This is a genomic window from Kribbella sp. NBC_01505 (genome assembly GCF_045040285.1).
Taxonomy (GTDB): Bacteria; Actinomycetota; Actinomycetes; order Propionibacteriales; family Kribbellaceae; genus Kribbella.
In genome coordinates this window covers 8159769-8175016 of record NZ_CP109425.1, presented here as the reverse complement: position 1 = coordinate 8175016, position 15248 = coordinate 8159769, and the positions used below count along the sequence as shown (strand labels likewise).

The 15248-nt window shown below is 67.4% G+C and carries 15 protein-coding genes; 7 read left to right on the top strand and 8 right to left on the bottom strand.

Annotated features, from left to right (window positions below):
* Nucleotides 1-47: 47 nt before the first annotated feature.
* Both OG474_RS38405 and OG474_RS38400 read right to left on the bottom strand, forming a co-directional pair.
* Nucleotides 48-1526, bottom strand: coding sequence for a glutamate--cysteine ligase (locus OG474_RS38405; protein WP_405058561.1), 1479 nt, complete (start codon nt 1524-1526; stop codon nt 48-50).
* A 92-nt stretch (nt 1527-1618) separates the two neighbouring features.
* Nucleotides 1619-2326 carry an MBL fold metallo-hydrolase gene (locus tag OG474_RS38400; RefSeq protein ID WP_405058560.1) on the bottom strand — a complete coding sequence of 236 codons (708 nt, stop codon included), beginning with the start codon at nt 2324-2326 and terminating at the stop codon, nt 1619-1621.
* Between the two features lie 36 nt (nt 2327-2362).
* Here OG474_RS38400 and OG474_RS38395 point away from each other — a divergent pair, with 36 nt between their 5' ends.
* Nucleotides 2363-3748 (top strand): DNA polymerase IV, encoded by a 1386-nt coding sequence (locus tag OG474_RS38395; protein WP_405058559.1) that lies wholly within the window; start codon nt 2363-2365, stop codon nt 3746-3748.
* Nucleotides 3741-4694: a tetratricopeptide repeat protein gene (locus tag OG474_RS38390; protein WP_405058558.1), complete on the top strand. Its 954-nt coding sequence runs from the start codon at nt 3741-3743 to the stop codon at nt 4692-4694. Before OG474_RS38395 ends, OG474_RS38390 begins: the two co-directional genes overlap by 8 nt.
* Here the strand turns inward: OG474_RS38390 and ddaH are convergent.
* Complete coding sequence (gene ddaH / locus OG474_RS38385; RefSeq protein ID WP_405058557.1) at nt 4663-5424, bottom strand: dimethylargininase; 762 nt, start codon at nt 5422-5424, stop codon at nt 4663-4665. The two genes, OG474_RS38390 and ddaH, sit on opposite strands and share 32 nt — an antisense overlap.
* A 54-nt stretch (nt 5425-5478) precedes the next feature.
* Between ddaH and OG474_RS38380 the strand changes: the two genes are divergently transcribed.
* Nucleotides 5479-5991: a hemerythrin domain-containing protein gene (locus OG474_RS38380; RefSeq protein ID WP_405058556.1), complete on the top strand. Its 513-nt coding sequence runs from the start codon at nt 5479-5481 to the stop codon at nt 5989-5991.
* Here the strand turns inward: OG474_RS38380 and OG474_RS38375 are convergent, their stop codons facing one another.
* Genes OG474_RS38375 through OG474_RS38355 form a run of 5 tightly spaced genes read right to left on the bottom strand, consistent with a single transcriptional unit; the run spans nt 5992 to nt 9393 of the window.
* The gene (locus OG474_RS38375) at nt 5992-6132 is read right to left on the bottom strand and encodes a hypothetical protein (RefSeq protein WP_405058555.1); all 141 of its coding nucleotides are present in this window, start codon (nt 6130-6132) and stop codon (nt 5992-5994) included.
* Complete coding sequence (locus tag OG474_RS38370; protein ID WP_405058554.1) at nt 6129-6521, bottom strand: YccF domain-containing protein; 393 nt, start codon at nt 6519-6521, stop codon at nt 6129-6131. Before OG474_RS38370 ends, OG474_RS38375 begins: the two co-directional genes overlap by 4 nt.
* Before the next feature lie 4 nt (nt 6522-6525).
* Complete coding sequence (locus tag OG474_RS38365; protein ID WP_405058553.1) at nt 6526-7395, bottom strand: alpha/beta fold hydrolase; 870 nt, start codon at nt 7393-7395, stop codon at nt 6526-6528.
* On the bottom strand, nt 7367-8503 hold the full coding sequence (locus OG474_RS38360; protein WP_405058552.1) for a saccharopine dehydrogenase family protein: 1137 nt from the start codon (nt 8501-8503) through the stop codon (nt 7367-7369). Before OG474_RS38360 ends, OG474_RS38365 begins: the two co-directional genes overlap by 29 nt.
* On the bottom strand, nt 8500-9393 hold the full coding sequence (locus tag OG474_RS38355; protein WP_405058551.1) for an SDR family oxidoreductase: 894 nt from the start codon (nt 9391-9393) through the stop codon (nt 8500-8502). Before OG474_RS38355 ends, OG474_RS38360 begins: the two co-directional genes overlap by 4 nt.
* Before the next feature lie 81 nt (nt 9394-9474).
* On the opposite strand from OG474_RS38355, the gene OG474_RS38350 reads away from it, so the two are divergent.
* The 4 genes from OG474_RS38350 to OG474_RS38335 all read left to right on the top strand — a co-directional run bounded on the left by OG474_RS38350 (nt 9475) and on the right by OG474_RS38335 (nt 15221).
* Nucleotides 9475-10074, top strand: a complete 600-nt coding sequence (locus OG474_RS38350; RefSeq protein WP_405058550.1) for a TetR/AcrR family transcriptional regulator — start codon at nt 9475-9477, stop codon at nt 10072-10074.
* Nucleotides 10075-11032: 958 nt separating this feature from the next.
* Entirely contained in the window at nt 11033-11836 is an 804-nt protein-coding gene (gene xth, locus OG474_RS38345; protein WP_405058549.1) for an exodeoxyribonuclease III, read from the top strand.
* Between the two features lie 39 nt (nt 11837-11875).
* The gene (locus OG474_RS38340) at nt 11876-13966 is read left to right on the top strand and encodes a S9 family peptidase (RefSeq protein WP_405058548.1); all 2091 of its coding nucleotides are present in this window, start codon (nt 11876-11878) and stop codon (nt 13964-13966) included.
* Between the two features lie 295 nt (nt 13967-14261).
* Nucleotides 14262-15221 (top strand): RNA polymerase sigma factor RpoD/SigA, encoded by a 960-nt coding sequence (locus OG474_RS38335; RefSeq protein ID WP_405058547.1) that lies wholly within the window; start codon nt 14262-14264, stop codon nt 15219-15221.
* The last annotated feature ends 27 nt before the right edge of the window (nt 15222-15248 follow it).

Genomic DNA, 15248 nt, shown 5'->3' with positions numbered 1-15248 from the left:
TTGAATTCCTCCCCCACCCCACCGCCCCGACCGGATGGCGAACCGCTTCAGTCGACCGGCCATTCGTGCACCGGGATGTTCTCGTGCATGTGGTCGCGATAGCGGCGCAGCATGCCCCGCAACGCGTCCTTCCGGCTGTGCGATCCCTTTGTATACAGTCGATGAAACTCCTCGACCTGCCACGAAGCGCCGTTGCGATTGGTCAGGCAGCGTTGCTCGATGATGCCCAGCAGGCGATCCCGGACAGCGCTGTCCACTCCCCAGGCCTCGAGGCCCGAGGAAGCGAGTGGGAGCAGGCGTCTCAGCACCAGCTCGGTGGCCCGCGCCGTACCGACTCCCGGCCAGAACACCTCGGCGTCGATACCGCTCTTCGCCGCCTCGTGAAAGTTTTCTTCAGCGGCACTGAACGACATCTGCGACCAGATCGGCCGTTCGTCGTCGGCCAGCGCCCGGACGAGCCCGAAATAGAAAGCCCCGTTGGCGATTGTATCGACGACGGTCGGACCGGCCGGCAGGACACGATTCTCTACGCGCAGATGCGGCTTCTCCCGGACAACGTCGTACACGGGCCGGTTCCATCGATAAATAGTTCCGTTGTGCAGCCGAAGCTCCGAAAGGGCCGGCGTGTCACCACGATCCAGTACGGCGATCGGATCCTCGTCCGACGTCACCGGGAGCAGTGCCGGGTAGTACCGCGAGTTCTCCTCGAACAGATCGAAGATCGAGGTGATCCATCGTTCACCGAACCAGACCCGCGGTCGCACACCCTGCGTCTTCAACTCGTGCGTGCGGGTGTCGGCGGCCTGCTCGAACAACGCGATCCGGGTCTCGCGCAACAACTCCTTGCCGAACAGGAACGGCGAGTTGGCACCGATCGCGAGCTGCACACCCGAGATCGCCTGCGCGGCGTTCCAGTACCGCGGGAACGCCTCCGGTGTCACCTGCAGATGGAACTGTGTCGACGTACAGGCGGCTTCGGGCACGATGCTGTCCGCGGTCACCTGCAACCGCTCGATGCCGTCGATGGAGATCTGCACGTCCTCACCGCGGGCGGCGAAGATCTGATCGTTCAGCAAGGCATAACGTGGATTCGTGCTGAGCGCCTCGCGGTGGATGTGCTCGGTGAGCAACGTCGGCAGGATGCCGACCACCACCATCGACGAACCCGTCCGGGAGGCCTTCTCCTCGGCCGCGTTCAGGCTGTCGCGGATGTTGGACTCCATCGTGTCCAGCCCGATCCCGTCGATCTGCCCGGGCGGCACGTTGATCTCGATGTTGAACTGACCGAGCTCGGTCTGGAACGCGTCGTCCTCGATCGCGCTCAGCACCTCGGAGTTCTTGAACGCCGGATCGCACTGCTCGTCGACCAGGTTCAGCTCGATCTCGATCCCGGTCATCGGCCGGTCGGGCGCGAACCGGTCCTCGCGCAGCATCCGCGCGAAGGCGTCCAGGTTGCGATGCACCTGGTCGCGGAACGCCGTCCGGTCCGCCCGGGTGAATTCGACCCGGTCGACTTCCTCACCCATGTGGCCTCCCCTACCTGGCTCTTCGGATCAGTGTGCCTGAAGGTGCCCGTTCGTGGGGGTTCCACTCGCGTGGTGCCAAGTAATCAGCACCGTCAGACCGGGTAGACGATGAAGTGATCGCGCACGATCCGCGCCGGTTCGGGTCCCAGCACGGCGTGCAGCTCAGCCAGTACGGCGGGTGCCAGCCGCAGCTCGTGCTCGTCGGGGTGCACGGTCGCCCCCATCGGGTAGTCCTCCCCCGGCCGGTCCGTCAGCTCGATATGCGCACCGAGCATCCACTCGACCGGATTGCCAGCGGCAACGAACGCCGCCAGCCGCGACACACTCGCACGAAAGGCGTTCCAGTCCTGCACATACAGCCGCCCCGGGTAGAGCGAGTCCCCGGTGAACAGCAGCCGGGTCTCCCCGTCGTACACGGCGATGTGGCTGGCGTGATGACCCGGGATCGGGAGGATGTCGAGCACTCGGTCCCCCAGATCGAACTGGGCGACACCCTCCGGCCAGTCGTTGAGACCGAAGTACGCCGCCACCTCGGCCGGTGTCAGCCCGACCACCTCGTCGAACTCGCCGTCGCCGCCGATGTGATCGCCGTGGGCGTGAGTGTGGGCGACGACCAGTTGCCGTCCGTCGAGCAGGCTGTCGATCAGCGGTCGGAGGAGAACGTGACCGGTGCCCGTGTCGAGCAGCAGCGCGCGCTCGGAGCCGAGCAGCAGGTACAGGAACGGGGCCTCGAAGTTTGTGTGCAGCCCTTGCCGGATGATCACGGTGCGGTCGTCGTAGCGGTACACCTCATGGTCCATACCGAGAATGTCGGTGGTAGCGGGCAGGATGGTCAGGTGCGAAAGGAAGCGTCGGTGCTGCATGTCGATCTCGACGCGTTCTTCGCGGCCGTCGAGCAGCGCGACAAGCCCTCGCTGCGCGGCAAACCGGTGGTCGTCGGCGGCATCGGACTCCGCGGAGTCGTGTCCACCGCGTCGTACGAGGCCCGCAAGTACGGCGTTCGCTCCGCGATGTCGACCGCAGAGGCGCGTTCGCGGTGCCCGCACGCGGCATACCTGTGGCCGCGCTTCGAGGCGTACCGGACGACCAGCCAGGCGGTGATGGCCGAGATGCGCGCGCTGTCGCCGCTGGTCGAGCCGCTGTCGCTCGACGAGGCGTTCATCGATCTGGCCGCGGCGGGGCTGACCGGGCTCACCGACGACGACGTACGTGCGATCGCCGAGGACCTGAAGGACTCGATCCGGGCGGCGAGTGGCGGGCTGACCGCCTCGGTCGGCGCGGGCACGTCGAAGCTGATCGCGAAGATCGCCAGCGACCTCGACAAGCCGGACGGCGTGGTCGTCGTGCCGGCCGGGACCGAGGCGACGTTCCTGGCGCCGATGCAGGTGACCGTCATCCCCGGTGTCGGTCCGGCAACCGCGCAACGGTTGAGCATGGCCGGGGTCCGCACGGTCGCGGACCTGCAGCAGCTCGACGAGGACGAGATCGTCCGCCAGGTCGGTTCGGCGCACGGAGCGAGCCTGTATCGGCTCGCGATCGCCGCTGACGACCGGCCGGTCGTCAGTGACCGGGAGACGAAGTCGGTGAGTGTCGAGGACACCTTCGAGACCGACATCATCGAGCGCCCGCTGCTCACCGCGATCGCCGAGCGGATGGCGCACCGCGTCTCCGAGCGCCTGCAGAAGGCGCAGCTGTCCGGGCGGACGGTGACGCTGAAGACGCGGATGCACGACTTCACGACGCACACCCGATCGTCCACGCTGGCCGGTCCGACCGACGACCCGCGCGTGATCGCCCGGGTCGCTCGACGCCTGCTCGACGAGTCCGACCTGGCCGGCGGCATCCGGTTGCTCGGTGTCGGTGTCTCGTCGCTCGCCGACTGGATCCAGGACGACCTCTTCACCGACAGCGAGGCGGCAGAGGCCGCAGCGGCTGCTTCGGCCTCGCCTGAGGAGGAAGTGGCGATCGAGATCCCCGACCGGCGGTCGCGCGACCAGGGCGGGTATTTCACCGGCCAGGACGTCCACCATCCCGAGCACGGGCTCGGCTGGGTGTGGGGGTCCGGGCGCGGCCGCGTCACGGTCCGGTTCGAGACCGCGGAGACGCCGCCCGGTCCGGTCCGAACCTTCGCCGTGGACGATCCGCTGCTGACAAAACCGGCACCTGCCGCGTCGGAACAAGACGCCGACGAAGAAAATCGACACAATGGGCCGAATGAATGAGGAACGGCGGGGGGTCTACCCGTTCTGCGCCAGCTGTACGGCGTCATCGGTCGCGTGGCGGGTCAACGGCCCAACGGGTGTTCCGTGTGTCGTCAACCGCTTCTACGGCCACCAGGACATCTGCGAGAACTGCGGTTCATCGGTCCGCACCCTCTACACGACCTTCTGCTGGATCCCGCTCGCCAAGGCCGGCCGGTTCCGGATCATCCCGACCGGCGGCCGCTCGTACGTCGCGCGCAAGGTGGTCACTGCCCCGGCACTCGCCGTACCGGGTGAGCCGGTGTCGGCGGTCGCCGATCATCCCGAGCTCGAGCGCGACCCGTCGTACCGGCAGGCCGAGTCGTACTGGGATGCCAAGGAGCCCGGGCAGGCGCTGCCGTTCTACCAGTCTGCGTTGACGCAGCGGGAGTCCGTGCTGGCGGCCGATGACCCGGCGACGTTGCGGGTGCGGCTGCGGGTCGCGCAGGGCTTGCTCGCGACGGGGAACTACGGGCGCGCGATTGCGTGGTTCGAGTTGGTGACGCCTCAGCTGACTCGCGTCTTCGGCGCGCAGCACGAGCTGACCCGCGCTGCGAACGAGGCCGCGACCGGTGCTCGGTTGATGATCGGCGGGCCGCGGTCCGAGGCCAGCCTGCTCTCCGACATCGTTGCCGTCGACACCAGTGAGCTGGATGCGCAGGACCCGCAGCTGATTCGGGACCGGGCCGCGCTCGGACGTGCGCTGCTTGCCGGCGGCGAGATCACTCAATCGCTTGAAGCGCTGACTTCAACGGTCGAGGCTGCCACGGCAGCGCTGGGCGCTGATCATCCGGACACTGCCGTCTACCGGGCCGCGCTCCGGGACGCGTGCGGAGTCGGTACGGCGCGGGGGCGGAAGCGCGACGTACCGGGCATCGAGGCGGCGCGACGGCTGCTCACCGACGCAGGCGCACCGACAGACACGTGACACAGCCTTCGAGCTTCTCGAACTCACTGATGTCCACGACCACGGGCGTGTAGCCGAGCTCAGCGAACAGCGCGGCCGACTTCGGCGCGGACGCCGCCATCAACAGCCGCTCCTCCCCCAGCAGTACGACGTGCGCACCGGCATCCTCGGGTACGGCGCGGAACGCGTCGAAGGCGGTTGGGTCGTCGACCAGCGGTTCGTAGCCGATGACTGTCCCATCGGGCAAGGCGGTCACGGCCGACTTCAGGTGCAGCACCTTCTGCACCGGGACTGCCCGGACGTCAGCGCCGAGCGGGGTCAGGGCCTCATGCAACTGCCGGACGCCTTCCGCGTTCGTGCGGCCGCCGAGGCCGACGTACACGGTCTTGCCGACCTTCAGGATGTCGCCGCCGTCGAAGGTGCCCGGGTCGGTGACGTGGGCGATCCGGTAGCCCTGTTCGCGAACGGACTGCTCGGCCGCGGCGGCCTCGGGGCGTCGTGAGTCCGCACCGGCGCGGGCGATCACGGCCAAGTCGCCGTACACGACCATCGTGTCCTCGACGAAGACGCCGTCCGGACAGGCATCGATCGGTGGCACCTCGACCGGCGTCCACCCGTACTGCGCCAGCGCGTCGACGTACTGCTGCCATTGCCGTACGGCGAGCGCAGCGTCGACCGGCGTCCGTTCGAGATGAGTGACCACGCCCTCGGCCAGGCGGGGACTCGGGCGGCGGACCAGCGCGGTTGGCATGACTGCAGGTTAGCCGGGGTACCGGGCGCCCAACACGTACGAAGGAGGAAGCTGATGCCGAAGATCCTGCCGGCCTCGGGTGGTGACGTCGTCGAGGTCATCCTCGCCGACCACCGCTGGTTCGAGGAGGCGTTGCGCGAATTGCGTGACGTGCAGAGCGACCGGGCCGCCGTACTGGCCGACCTGGCCACTGTCCTGATCGCTCACGCGGAGGCCGAGGAGTCGAAGGTCTATCCGGTGCTGCGCAGCAAGGACGCCATCGACGCGGACGAGGTCGAGCACTCCGAGCATGAGCACGACGAGGGCAACGAGGCGCTGCTCGACCTGATGGAGGTCGAGGACACCGACAGCGACGACTTCAGCAAGAAGCTGCATGAGCTGTCCGAGGCCCTCACGCACCACCTCGACGAGGAGGAGCGGGACGTGCTCAACCCGGCGCGCACCGACGTCTCCGAGGAGACGCGCCACAATCTCGGCAGCACCTTCGCCCACGAGCGGGCCCGGTTGATCAAGTCGGGCTGCGGCGACATCGCCAACGTTCGCAAGCTCGTCCAGAAGGCCGGCTGATCACAGCCGGAGCGTGAGCCCCTCGGTTGCGGCGATCACTTCGCCACCGAACTCGGCGCGTGCCTCGGCGACGGAGACCGACCGGTCGGAGCCTGGCTCGGGCCACGCGCCACAGGAGCCGAGGACGGTGAGTGTTCTCACCGTCCTCCGAACAGCCGGTCGGTGGGGACGATGTCCTTGCCCAGCGGGAGCAGGGAGATCGGGATCAGCTTGAAGTTCGCGACGCCGAGCGGGATGCCGATGATCGAGACGCAGAGAGCGATCCCCGTGACCAGGTGGCCGAGGGCCAGCCACCAGCCGGCGACGATCACCCAGATGATGTTGCCGAGGACCGCGCCGGCACCCGCACTGCGCTTGTCGACGATGGTCCGGCCGAACGGCCACAACGTGTACCCGGCGATCCGGAACGACGCGATGCCGAACGGGATCGTCACGATCAGCACGCAGCAGATGATGCCGGCGATCGCGTAACCGACCGCCAGCCAGAAGCCGGCGAGCACCAGCCAGATCAGGTTGAGAAGCGTTCTCATACCTTCAGCGTGCCAGCTCCCGGGTGTGTTCCAGTACCAGCCGCGCGACAAGTCCGGGATCGTTCCGGGGCATCCAGTGGCCACCCCTGACCACCCGGACCGTGAGGTTCGGGGCCCAGCGGGCGATATCGGTCTGCAGCGGCGTGGTCACGAACGCGTCGCCGTCGGGCGATACCGCGAGCACCGGTACGTCGGTATGCCGTTCCTCGGGTCGCAGCATCCGCTGGAAGACGTTCGCGCGGTACAGGTTCAGCCCGTTCACGTGATCGCCCACGGAGCGCTCTCCCGTTTCTGACGGCAGACCATCGGCCGACCGCTCGAGGCGGCTGAAGACCTTGTGCGCCCATCCCTGCCGCCAACCGTGCTCCGGGAGCCACGGCAGGTGGAAGTAGTAGATGTACCAGGAGTGCGCCAGCTGCCGGATCACTTCGCCGATGGGTCGGTGGTTGCGGATGAAGTAGCCCGCGTGATCCAGCGACGGTCCCGAGATCGACACGAACGACGTGATCCGGCCGCGCAACCGCTCACTCGTGACGAAGTGCCACGACTGGATCGAGCCCCAGTCGTGAGCGAGCAGATGCACCGGCCGGTCGGGCGAGACCGCATCGAGGACGGCGATGAAGTCGTCCTCGAGCCGCTCCAGCCGGTACGCCGATCGCTCCCGCGGCTGGTCGGATTCGCCGGCGCCGCGGACGTCGTACGTGATGACTCGGAAGTCTCCGGACAGCTGTTGAGCGACGGGCTCCCACAACCGGGCGTTGTCCGGGTACCCGTGCACGCAGACGAGCACGGGCAGGTCGGAGCCGGGAGCGTAGTCGTAGAGCGCTATCCGGGTCCCGTCGTGGCTAGTAATCGCTTGTGCTGAGGGTGGCAAAGGTCATCCCTGCTTTCACCAGGCGTTCGCGCAGTGCCGGACCCATCGCCGCGGCGGTGGTGGTCTGGCCGGCCGTCTCCGGGAGATCGTCCAGAGAGAGACAGAGAGCGCTCTCCCCGAGCATCTTGGCGGTCTCGTCGTACCCAGGGTCGCCACCGGCGACCTCGGTGATCACCTGCTTGCCGCCGCCACGGCCGACGAAGCGCACCTTGAACCACGACTTCGCGCGCGTCTCCGGGCTCGGGCCGTCGCCGGGCTGCAGGCGTGCGAGCAATGCCTTCCGGGCCGGCGGGATCTGAGCGGCGGTCGCGAGCAACGCGACACCACCGATGCCTCCGGCAACCATCGGCAGGTTCTTCAGCGCCGCGTAGTGCGAGTAGCGGAAGTCGGGACCGTAGCTTTCCAGCAGGCGGCCCGAGTACGCGACGATCTGCGGATCGACCGTCGGCAGCGGTACCGCCCAGAAACCCTGCTGCCGGTGGATCCGCCCGGCGGTCGCGCGAGCGCTGCGACCGACCGGGCGTGCCTCGGCCTTCTTGCGCGCGTTGTGGGCCTCGAGGTTCTGCTTCGGCCGAGAGAATGCCGTGATCGCGGTATGGAAGGTGCCGCCCGACGGCTTGCCGCCGGCCCTTAGTAGGCCGTCGACCGTGATCGGCACTCGCTCCGGCAGCTGCTCGACCGTGAACTGCACACCAAGGTCGTACGGGATCGAGTCGAACCCGCACGCGTGGATGATCCGGGCGCCGGTCTGGAGAGCGCGTTCGTGATACTTCACGTACATCCGGTCCACGAACTCCGGCTCACCGGTCAGATCGAGGTAGTCCGTGCCCGCCTCGGCACAGGCCGCGACAAGCGGCTCGCCGTAGTGAATGTAGGGCCCGACGGTCGTCACCACGAGCCGTGTCGACTCCGCGAGCGCCTTGAGCGAGGCGGGGTCGGTCACGTCCGCGATCAGCACGTCCTTGCCGAACGGCTCCAGCTTCGCCCGGTTCCGCCCGGCCACGGCCCACTTCAGATCTGCGGGAGCGTTCTTCTGCAGATACTCCGCGGTGAGCGCTCCCGTGAAGCCACTCGCACCGAGCAGGACTACGTCGTACTGACCACTCATCGGCCGGTGGCCTTCTCGGTGTCAGCCTTGCCGCCGGCGCCCGAGGCCCGCGACGACACCGACGCACCACGTGCCTCGATGTCGGCCAGCGCGGCCCGGTCGGCCTTCGGCACGCTGAACCGCGAGCCGGCCTCGATCACATGCGGGATCAGCCAGCGGAACACCTTCAGTACGCCGATCCACTCGGGCACATGCACGGTCCGCTTGCGGCGCTTGATGCCGTCGGTGAACTTCTGCACCGCGAACTCCAACGGGTACACCTTGCTCGCCAGCGGGATCCCGGTCCGCACCTTGCCGAACACCGGGTGGTCGTCCACTCCCCGCACCATGTCGGTGTCCACGAAAGTCATGTGTGCCACGCCCACCCGCACACCGAGGTGCTTCAGCTCAGGCCGCAGCGTGTCACCCATCGCCTCGACGCCGGCCTTCGCAACGTTGTACGACGCGAGCCCCGGGATGTGCACGACGGCTGCCAGCGAAGACACCAGGAGCAGGTAGCCCTTGCTCTCCAACAGGTACGGCAGCGTCAGGTGCACTGTGCGCCAAACGCCGTACAGGTCGACGTCGAGCACGCGCTCCCAGACTGCCGGGTCCATGCTGCGCGTGAAGCCAGGCGCGGCGATACCGGCGTTCGCCATCACCACGTCGATCCGGCCGTAGCGCGCGTGCACGGACTCGATCGCCGTACGGAGCGAGTCGGTGTCGGTGACATCTGCCTCCCACCACCCCGCGTCCGGACCGCAGTCCTCGGCGACCTGCTTCAACTCGTCCGGCTCGAGACCGATCAGCGCGAGCTTGGCACCGTCCTTCGCGAGGCTCCGGGCCACCGCGGCGCCGATTCCTCGAGACGCTCCGGTGATGAGGACAACCTGTCCAGGCAGCGGTCGCATCTGTGTTCCTCCGGCTCTAGCTGTTGAGTGGATACTCAACAGTAAGTGCTTATTGACCCAAGACTCAATAGACTGGACCGTATGACCCAGACCTCATCCGCCCGGTTGCGCCCGGACGAGCGGCGAGCCCAGATCCTCGAAGCCGCCCGCCGGGTCCTGCTCGCCGACCCGCACCGCGAGCTCACCGTCGAACTGGTCGCCGCCGAGGCAAAGGTCTCCCCCGCCCTCCTCTTCCACTACTTCGGCTCCAAGAAGAAATTCCAGTACGCCGTCATCGAGGAAGCCGCCGCCGAGATCCTCCTCCGCACCGCCCCCGACCAGTCCCTCCCCCCGGCCGAACAACTCCGCGCCGGAATCCGCGCCTTCGTCCGCGCGGTCCTGGAGGCCCCCCAGCTCTACCGAGCCACCCTCCTGATGTCAGCCGCCGGCGACCCCGAAGTCCGCAAACTGCACTCAGAGCTCCGAGGCGTCTTCAGTACCTGGGTCATCGGCGCAGTCCGCGAAACCGGCACCGACATCACCCCGGTCGTAGAACTCGCCTGCCACGGCTGGCAAGGCTACGTAGAACAAACCCTCCTGCTCTGGATCGAGAACGCCACCATCTCCCCCACCGACCTGGAACACCTCTGCGAACACTCCCTGGACGCCATCCTCTCCACCACCCACACCCAACCCCACTAGCCGGCAACTTTTCGTCACCGGGCGCCGCTTTATTACCGATTAGCGGGGCAGGTCCTTCCGGGCGCGGGTTCACGGATGATTGCTGCCGGTATTTGGCAGTAGCTATCCGTGGATCTGTTGCTGGCAGCGGTTGGCGCGTGTTTGCGGAGACCTACTGCCGCTGGGTGGCACCAGCTCCCCATGGATCTGTGGCTGGTGGCGGTTAGTGCCTGTTTGCGGGGATCTACTGCCGCTGAGCGGCAGGAGGTCCCCGCAAAGGTGGTCGGTGCCTCCGATTCGCGCCGCACCGGACAGGCCGGGCACGTATGCGGTGGTTGGTTGCCGGGGCGGCCGATTTTATTGAGACGGGTGGCTGAGCAGGTGCGTGGCTGAGGGGGATGGTTCGGCCGGCGACCGCGTACCCGTCGCCTGAGCTTCCGTGCTTCGGTTGCGGTACAGGAAAACGAGAGGATCTCCCCGCAAGTTGCTGGCCGATCTCAACGGATAACCAGCCATATTCCGCCAGCCAGCAGACAACCCCAACCACAGCGGTCAACCACGGCGGTGAGTCAGCTGACAGGCCTCCTGATCGTCGGGAGCAACCACAGCCCAGAAGCCCAAGCAACCGCAACCTCGGTCACCGACCGAACCATCCCCCTCAGCCAGAGACCTGCTCAGCCACCCGTCTCAGTCAAACCGGCCGCAGCGGCGACCAGCCACCGCCGACCGCGTCCGGCCGAATCCGAGCGGCGGGACGGGACGAGCGCATTCGGGAAGGAGGGGCTACTGACCAAGCAAAGTGCTCAGCCACCGCCCAGCCGCCACAACCCCTGGGCCTGAACAAGAACCGGTGGCCTTGAACAAGGTATGACCTGTTCACAGCCCCCGCCGGGTATGCGGCCCCCCGGAATGTGGCGGGATCCGAGCGGCATCGCGTGCCGAAAACGACCAGCGGGAAACCTCAGGCTAGGGTTCCTCCGTGCTGACGGTCGCTACGGTGAATGTGAACGGGATCAGGGCTGCCTACCGGCGAGGCATGGCGCCCTGGCTACAGGACACCGACCCCGACCTCCTCCTCATGCAGGAAGTACGAGCCACCGACGAAGTACTCCGCGATCACCTCGGCGGCGACTGGAACATCGCCCACGCCGAGCCCGCGATCGACGGCCACAAGGGCCGCGCCGGAGTCGCCATCGCCAGTCGCCGACCGATCAAAGACGTACGCATAGACATCGGCCCGGTCCGGTTCGCCGATACCGGGCGCTGGGTCGAGGCGGACGTCGTACTGGACGACGGATCGCTGCTAACCGCGATAAGCACCTATGTCTTCACCGGCGAGTTCGAAACACCGCCACGCCAAGAAGAGAAGTACGCGTTCCTCGACGCGATCACCGCCCGCCTCACCGAACTCCGCGCCGACGGCCGACACGTGCTCATGTGCGGCGACCTCAACATCGCCCACCGCGAAGAAGACCTCAAGGCCTGGAAGGCGAACCGGAAGAAGAGCGGTTTTCTCCCGGAAGAGCGGGCCTGGATGGATCGTTTGTTCGAGGCCGGCTGGGTCGACCTCGGCCGGCGCTTCGGCGGTGACGGTCCCGGCCCGTATTCCTGGTGGTCGTGGCGCGGCAAGGCCTTCGACAACGACGCCGGCTGGCGCATCGACTACCAGATCGCCTCCCCCGGCCTGGCCGACGTCGCCACCGACTGCGTGATCCACCGCGCCCCGACGTACGCCGAGCGCTGGAGCGACCACGCACCTGTCGTCGCAAGGTACGAGATCTAACCGCAGCGCGCCGGCTCCCGGGCGGGTAGTCTCGCCCGCATGTCCGAGTTGAACACTGCAGCACAGCCGCCGCTTGCCGCCAAGAAGCCCGTCGAACGCACCCACCACGGCGACACGTTCGTCGACGACTACGAGTGGCTGCGGGACAAGACCGACGACGAGGTACTCGGGTACCTCCGGGCCGAGAACGAATACACCGAGGCTCGTACGGCGCACCTCGAATCGTTGCGTGAGGCAATCTTCACCGAGATCTCGGACCGCACCCTGCAGACCGACCTGAGTGTGCCGGCCCGGCGCGGCGAGTACTGGTACTACGCGCGCACGGTCGAGGGCGAGCAGTACGGCATCCACTGCCGGGTGAAGGTCAGCGGCGACGAGCCGCCGGCGCTCGACGCGGAGATCGCCGGTGAAGAGGTGCTGCTCGACGGCAACCTGGTCGCGGGCGACTCGGAGTTCTTCTCGCTCGGCACCGTCGACGTCTCCCCCAACGGCCAGCTGCTCGCCTACTCCGTCGACCTCAAGGGTGACGAGCGTTTCACCCTGCGCATCAAGGACCTGAGCACCGGCGAGCTGCTCGCCGACGAGCTGCCGGAGGTGCACTACGGCTCGGCGTGGTCCGCCGACGGTTCGACGATCTTCTACACCAAGGTCGACGACGCCTGGCGCCCGCACCAGATCTGGCGGCACGCTCTCGGTACGGCGGACGACGTACTGGTGCTCGAGGAGCCGGACGAGCGGTTCTGGGTCGGCGTCGACCTGACCCGCAACGAGCAGGCGATCATGATCGCGCTCGGCAGCAAGCTCACCAGCGAGGTCTACCTGCTCGACGCCAACGACCCGACCGGTGAGCTGGTCCTGGTCGCGGCGCGCCGCGAAGGCGTCGAGTACGACGTCGAGCACGCGGGCGATCAACTGCTGATCACGCACAACGCCGACGCGGCGAACTTCTCGCTGGCCACGGCCGCGCTGGACGCACCGGGTGAGTGGACGACGATCCTCGAGGGCGACGACACCAGCCGTCTGCTCGGCGCCGACGCGTTCGCGGACCACGTCATCGTCTACCGCCGTCGGGACGCGCTCACCGAGCTCGCGATCATGCGCCGTACCGCGGAAGGCTTCGGGGCTCCCGAGGCGCTCGAGTTCGACGAGCCGATCTACACGGTCTCCCCCGGCCGCAACGACGAGTGGAACGACACCCGGTACCGGTTCGGCTACACCTCGCTCGTGACGCCGGGAACGACGTACGACGTGGATGTCGCCACCGGGGAGCGGCGTCTGCTGAAGCAGCAGCCCGTGCTGGGCGGGGTGAACCTCGACGACTACACGCAGTACCGGGAGTGGGCGACCGCACCGGACGGCACGCTGGTGCCGATCTCGATGGTGGCGCGCAAGGATGTCGCCAAGGACGGGAACGCGCCGGTCGAGCTCTACGGCTACGGCTCGTACGAGAGCTCGACGGACCCGTGGTTCTCGATCCCGCGACTCTCACTGCTCGACCGCGGCGTCGTCTTCGCGATCGCGCACGTGCGCGGCGGCGGCGAGATGGGCCGGCACTGGTACGACAACGGCAAGACGCTGACCAAGCGGAACACGTTCACCGACTTCGTCGCGGCCGCCGAGCACCTGGTCAAGGAGGGCTGGACGAAGCCCGAGCGGATCGTCGCACAGGGCGGCAGCGCCGGCGGCCTGCTGATGGGCGCGGTGGCGAACCTGGCCCCGCAGGCGTTCGGCGGAATCATCGCCGTGGTTCCGTTCGTGGACGCGCTGACCACCATTCTCGACCCGTCGCTGCCACTGACGGTGATCGAATGGGAAGAGTGGGGAAACCCGCTCGAGGACCCTGAGGTCTACGCGTACATGAAGTCCTATTCGCCGTACGAGAACGTGACAGCTCAGCAATATCCGCCGATCCTGGCGATCACCAGCCTGAACGACACCCGGGTGTTCTTCGTCGAGCCGGCCAAGTGGGTGGCGCGGCTCCGGGCGACCGCCGCCGGTGACGTCGACGTCCTGCTGAAGACCGAGATGGAGGCCGGGCACGGCGGCCGCAGCGGCCGGTACGACGCCTGGCGGGAGCTCGCGTTCGCCTTCGCCTGGGAGCTCGACACCCTCGGACTTGCCGGGAACTGAGCGCTGTTGCAGGAATAACTGCCTGGTTCGATGTGTTGTGCGACACAGTACAAACACTCGAACCAGGCTTTTTCTGTACGGATTCTCAGACTTCTGGGCGGCGAGCCGGTGGACAGTTGCCGGTGAATGCCTGTGATTGCGTCTGTTCCCGCGTAAGAGCGTGCGGTTGGGTACCGGATTGCGGAGATCCCCGCGCCGGGAACTCTCAGGGAAAGTTCAGGGAGTTTACACACTGCCGTGGAATCTTGAACCTCACTCGAGCGTTGCTCTCCATGTAACGACGAAGGGAGTTTCGGTGGCTCGCATGACTCGCGTTCGCAGCACGGACGACGGTATCGACGGCAAGGACAGTGTTGGTCTGTATCTCGAAGAGATCGCCCGCACCCCGCTGCTGACGGCTGAAGAAGAGGTCGAGCTCGCTGAGACGGTCGAAGCAGGACTCCTCGCGGAGCAACTGCTGGCCGAGGGGCGGGTTGGACGTAAGAAGGGCGGAGCGCCCAAATATGCCACGGCGGAGGAGCTGGAGTGGCTGGCGGAGGAAGGCCAGCGTGCCCAGCAGCGGTTCGTGACCGCGAACCTGCGCCTGGTGGTGTCCATCGCTCGCCGGTACGGACGTTCCCAGATGCCGCTGCTGGACCTGGTCCAGGAAGGCAACACGGGACTGATCCGCGCGGTGGAGAAGTTCGACTACCGAAAAGGATTCAAGTTCTCGACGTACGCGACCTGGTGGGTGCGGCAGGCCATCACCCGCGGTATCGCGCAGCAGGCCCGTGTGGTCCGGCTGCCGGTGCACGTGGTGGAGCAGCTGAACCAGATCGGGTCGGCCCGGCGGACGCTGGAGCGCAAGCTCGGCCGCGAGCCGGAGATCGAAGAGATCGCGGCGGAGCTGGACCTGGACGAGGAGCGGGTGACGGAGCTCATCCGCATCGGCCGGGACCACATCAGCCTGGACAACCCGATCGACGACGAGGGTGAGACCTCGCTGGGTGACCTGATCGCGGCCGAGACCGCGCCGGGTCCGGACCAGCTGGTCGCGGACGCGTCTGACCGCTCCGGGCTGTTCAGCCTGGTCGATCAGCTCGACCCGCGGTCGGCCGACGTGATCCGGCGCCGCTACGGGCTGCATGACGGCCGGCAGGCCAAACTCGCCGACATCGGCGCCGTGCACGGCATCTCCGCCGAGCGCGTCCGCCAGATCGAGCGCGAGGCGCTGGGACGGCTGCGCCTGATGGCCGACCCGACGCTGGCCGCGTAACAAACACCCCGAAACCCCTCCGAAGGA

Bases quoted from the DNA above. Each gene is read 5' to 3' on its own strand.
- OG474_RS38405 (WP_405058561.1), bottom strand. From the start codon at position 1,526: ATGGGTGAGGAAGTCGACCGGGTCGAATTCACCCGGGCGGACCGGACG.
- OG474_RS38400 (WP_405058560.1), bottom strand. From the start codon at position 2,326: ATGGACCATGAGGTGTACCGCTACGACGACCGCACCGTGATCATCCGG.
- OG474_RS38390 (WP_405058558.1), top strand. From the start codon at position 3,741: ATGAATGAGGAACGGCGGGGGGTCTACCCGTTCTGCGCCAGCTGTACG.
- ddaH (WP_405058557.1), bottom strand. From the start codon at position 5,424: ATGCCAACCGCGCTGGTCCGCCGCCCGAGTCCCCGCCTGGCCGAGGGC.
- OG474_RS38380 (WP_405058556.1), top strand. From the start codon at position 5,479: ATGCCGAAGATCCTGCCGGCCTCGGGTGGTGACGTCGTCGAGGTCATC.
- OG474_RS38370 (WP_405058554.1), bottom strand. From the start codon at position 6,521: ATGAGAACGCTTCTCAACCTGATCTGGCTGGTGCTCGCCGGCTTCTGG.
- OG474_RS38360 (WP_405058552.1), bottom strand. From the start codon at position 8,503: ATGAGTGGTCAGTACGACGTAGTCCTGCTCGGTGCGAGTGGCTTCACG.
- OG474_RS38355 (WP_405058551.1), bottom strand. From the start codon at position 9,393: ATGCGACCGCTGCCTGGACAGGTTGTCCTCATCACCGGAGCGTCTCGA.
- OG474_RS38350 (WP_405058550.1), top strand. From the start codon at position 9,475: ATGACCCAGACCTCATCCGCCCGGTTGCGCCCGGACGAGCGGCGAGCC.
- OG474_RS38340 (WP_405058548.1), top strand. From the start codon at position 11,876: ATGTCCGAGTTGAACACTGCAGCACAGCCGCCGCTTGCCGCCAAGAAG.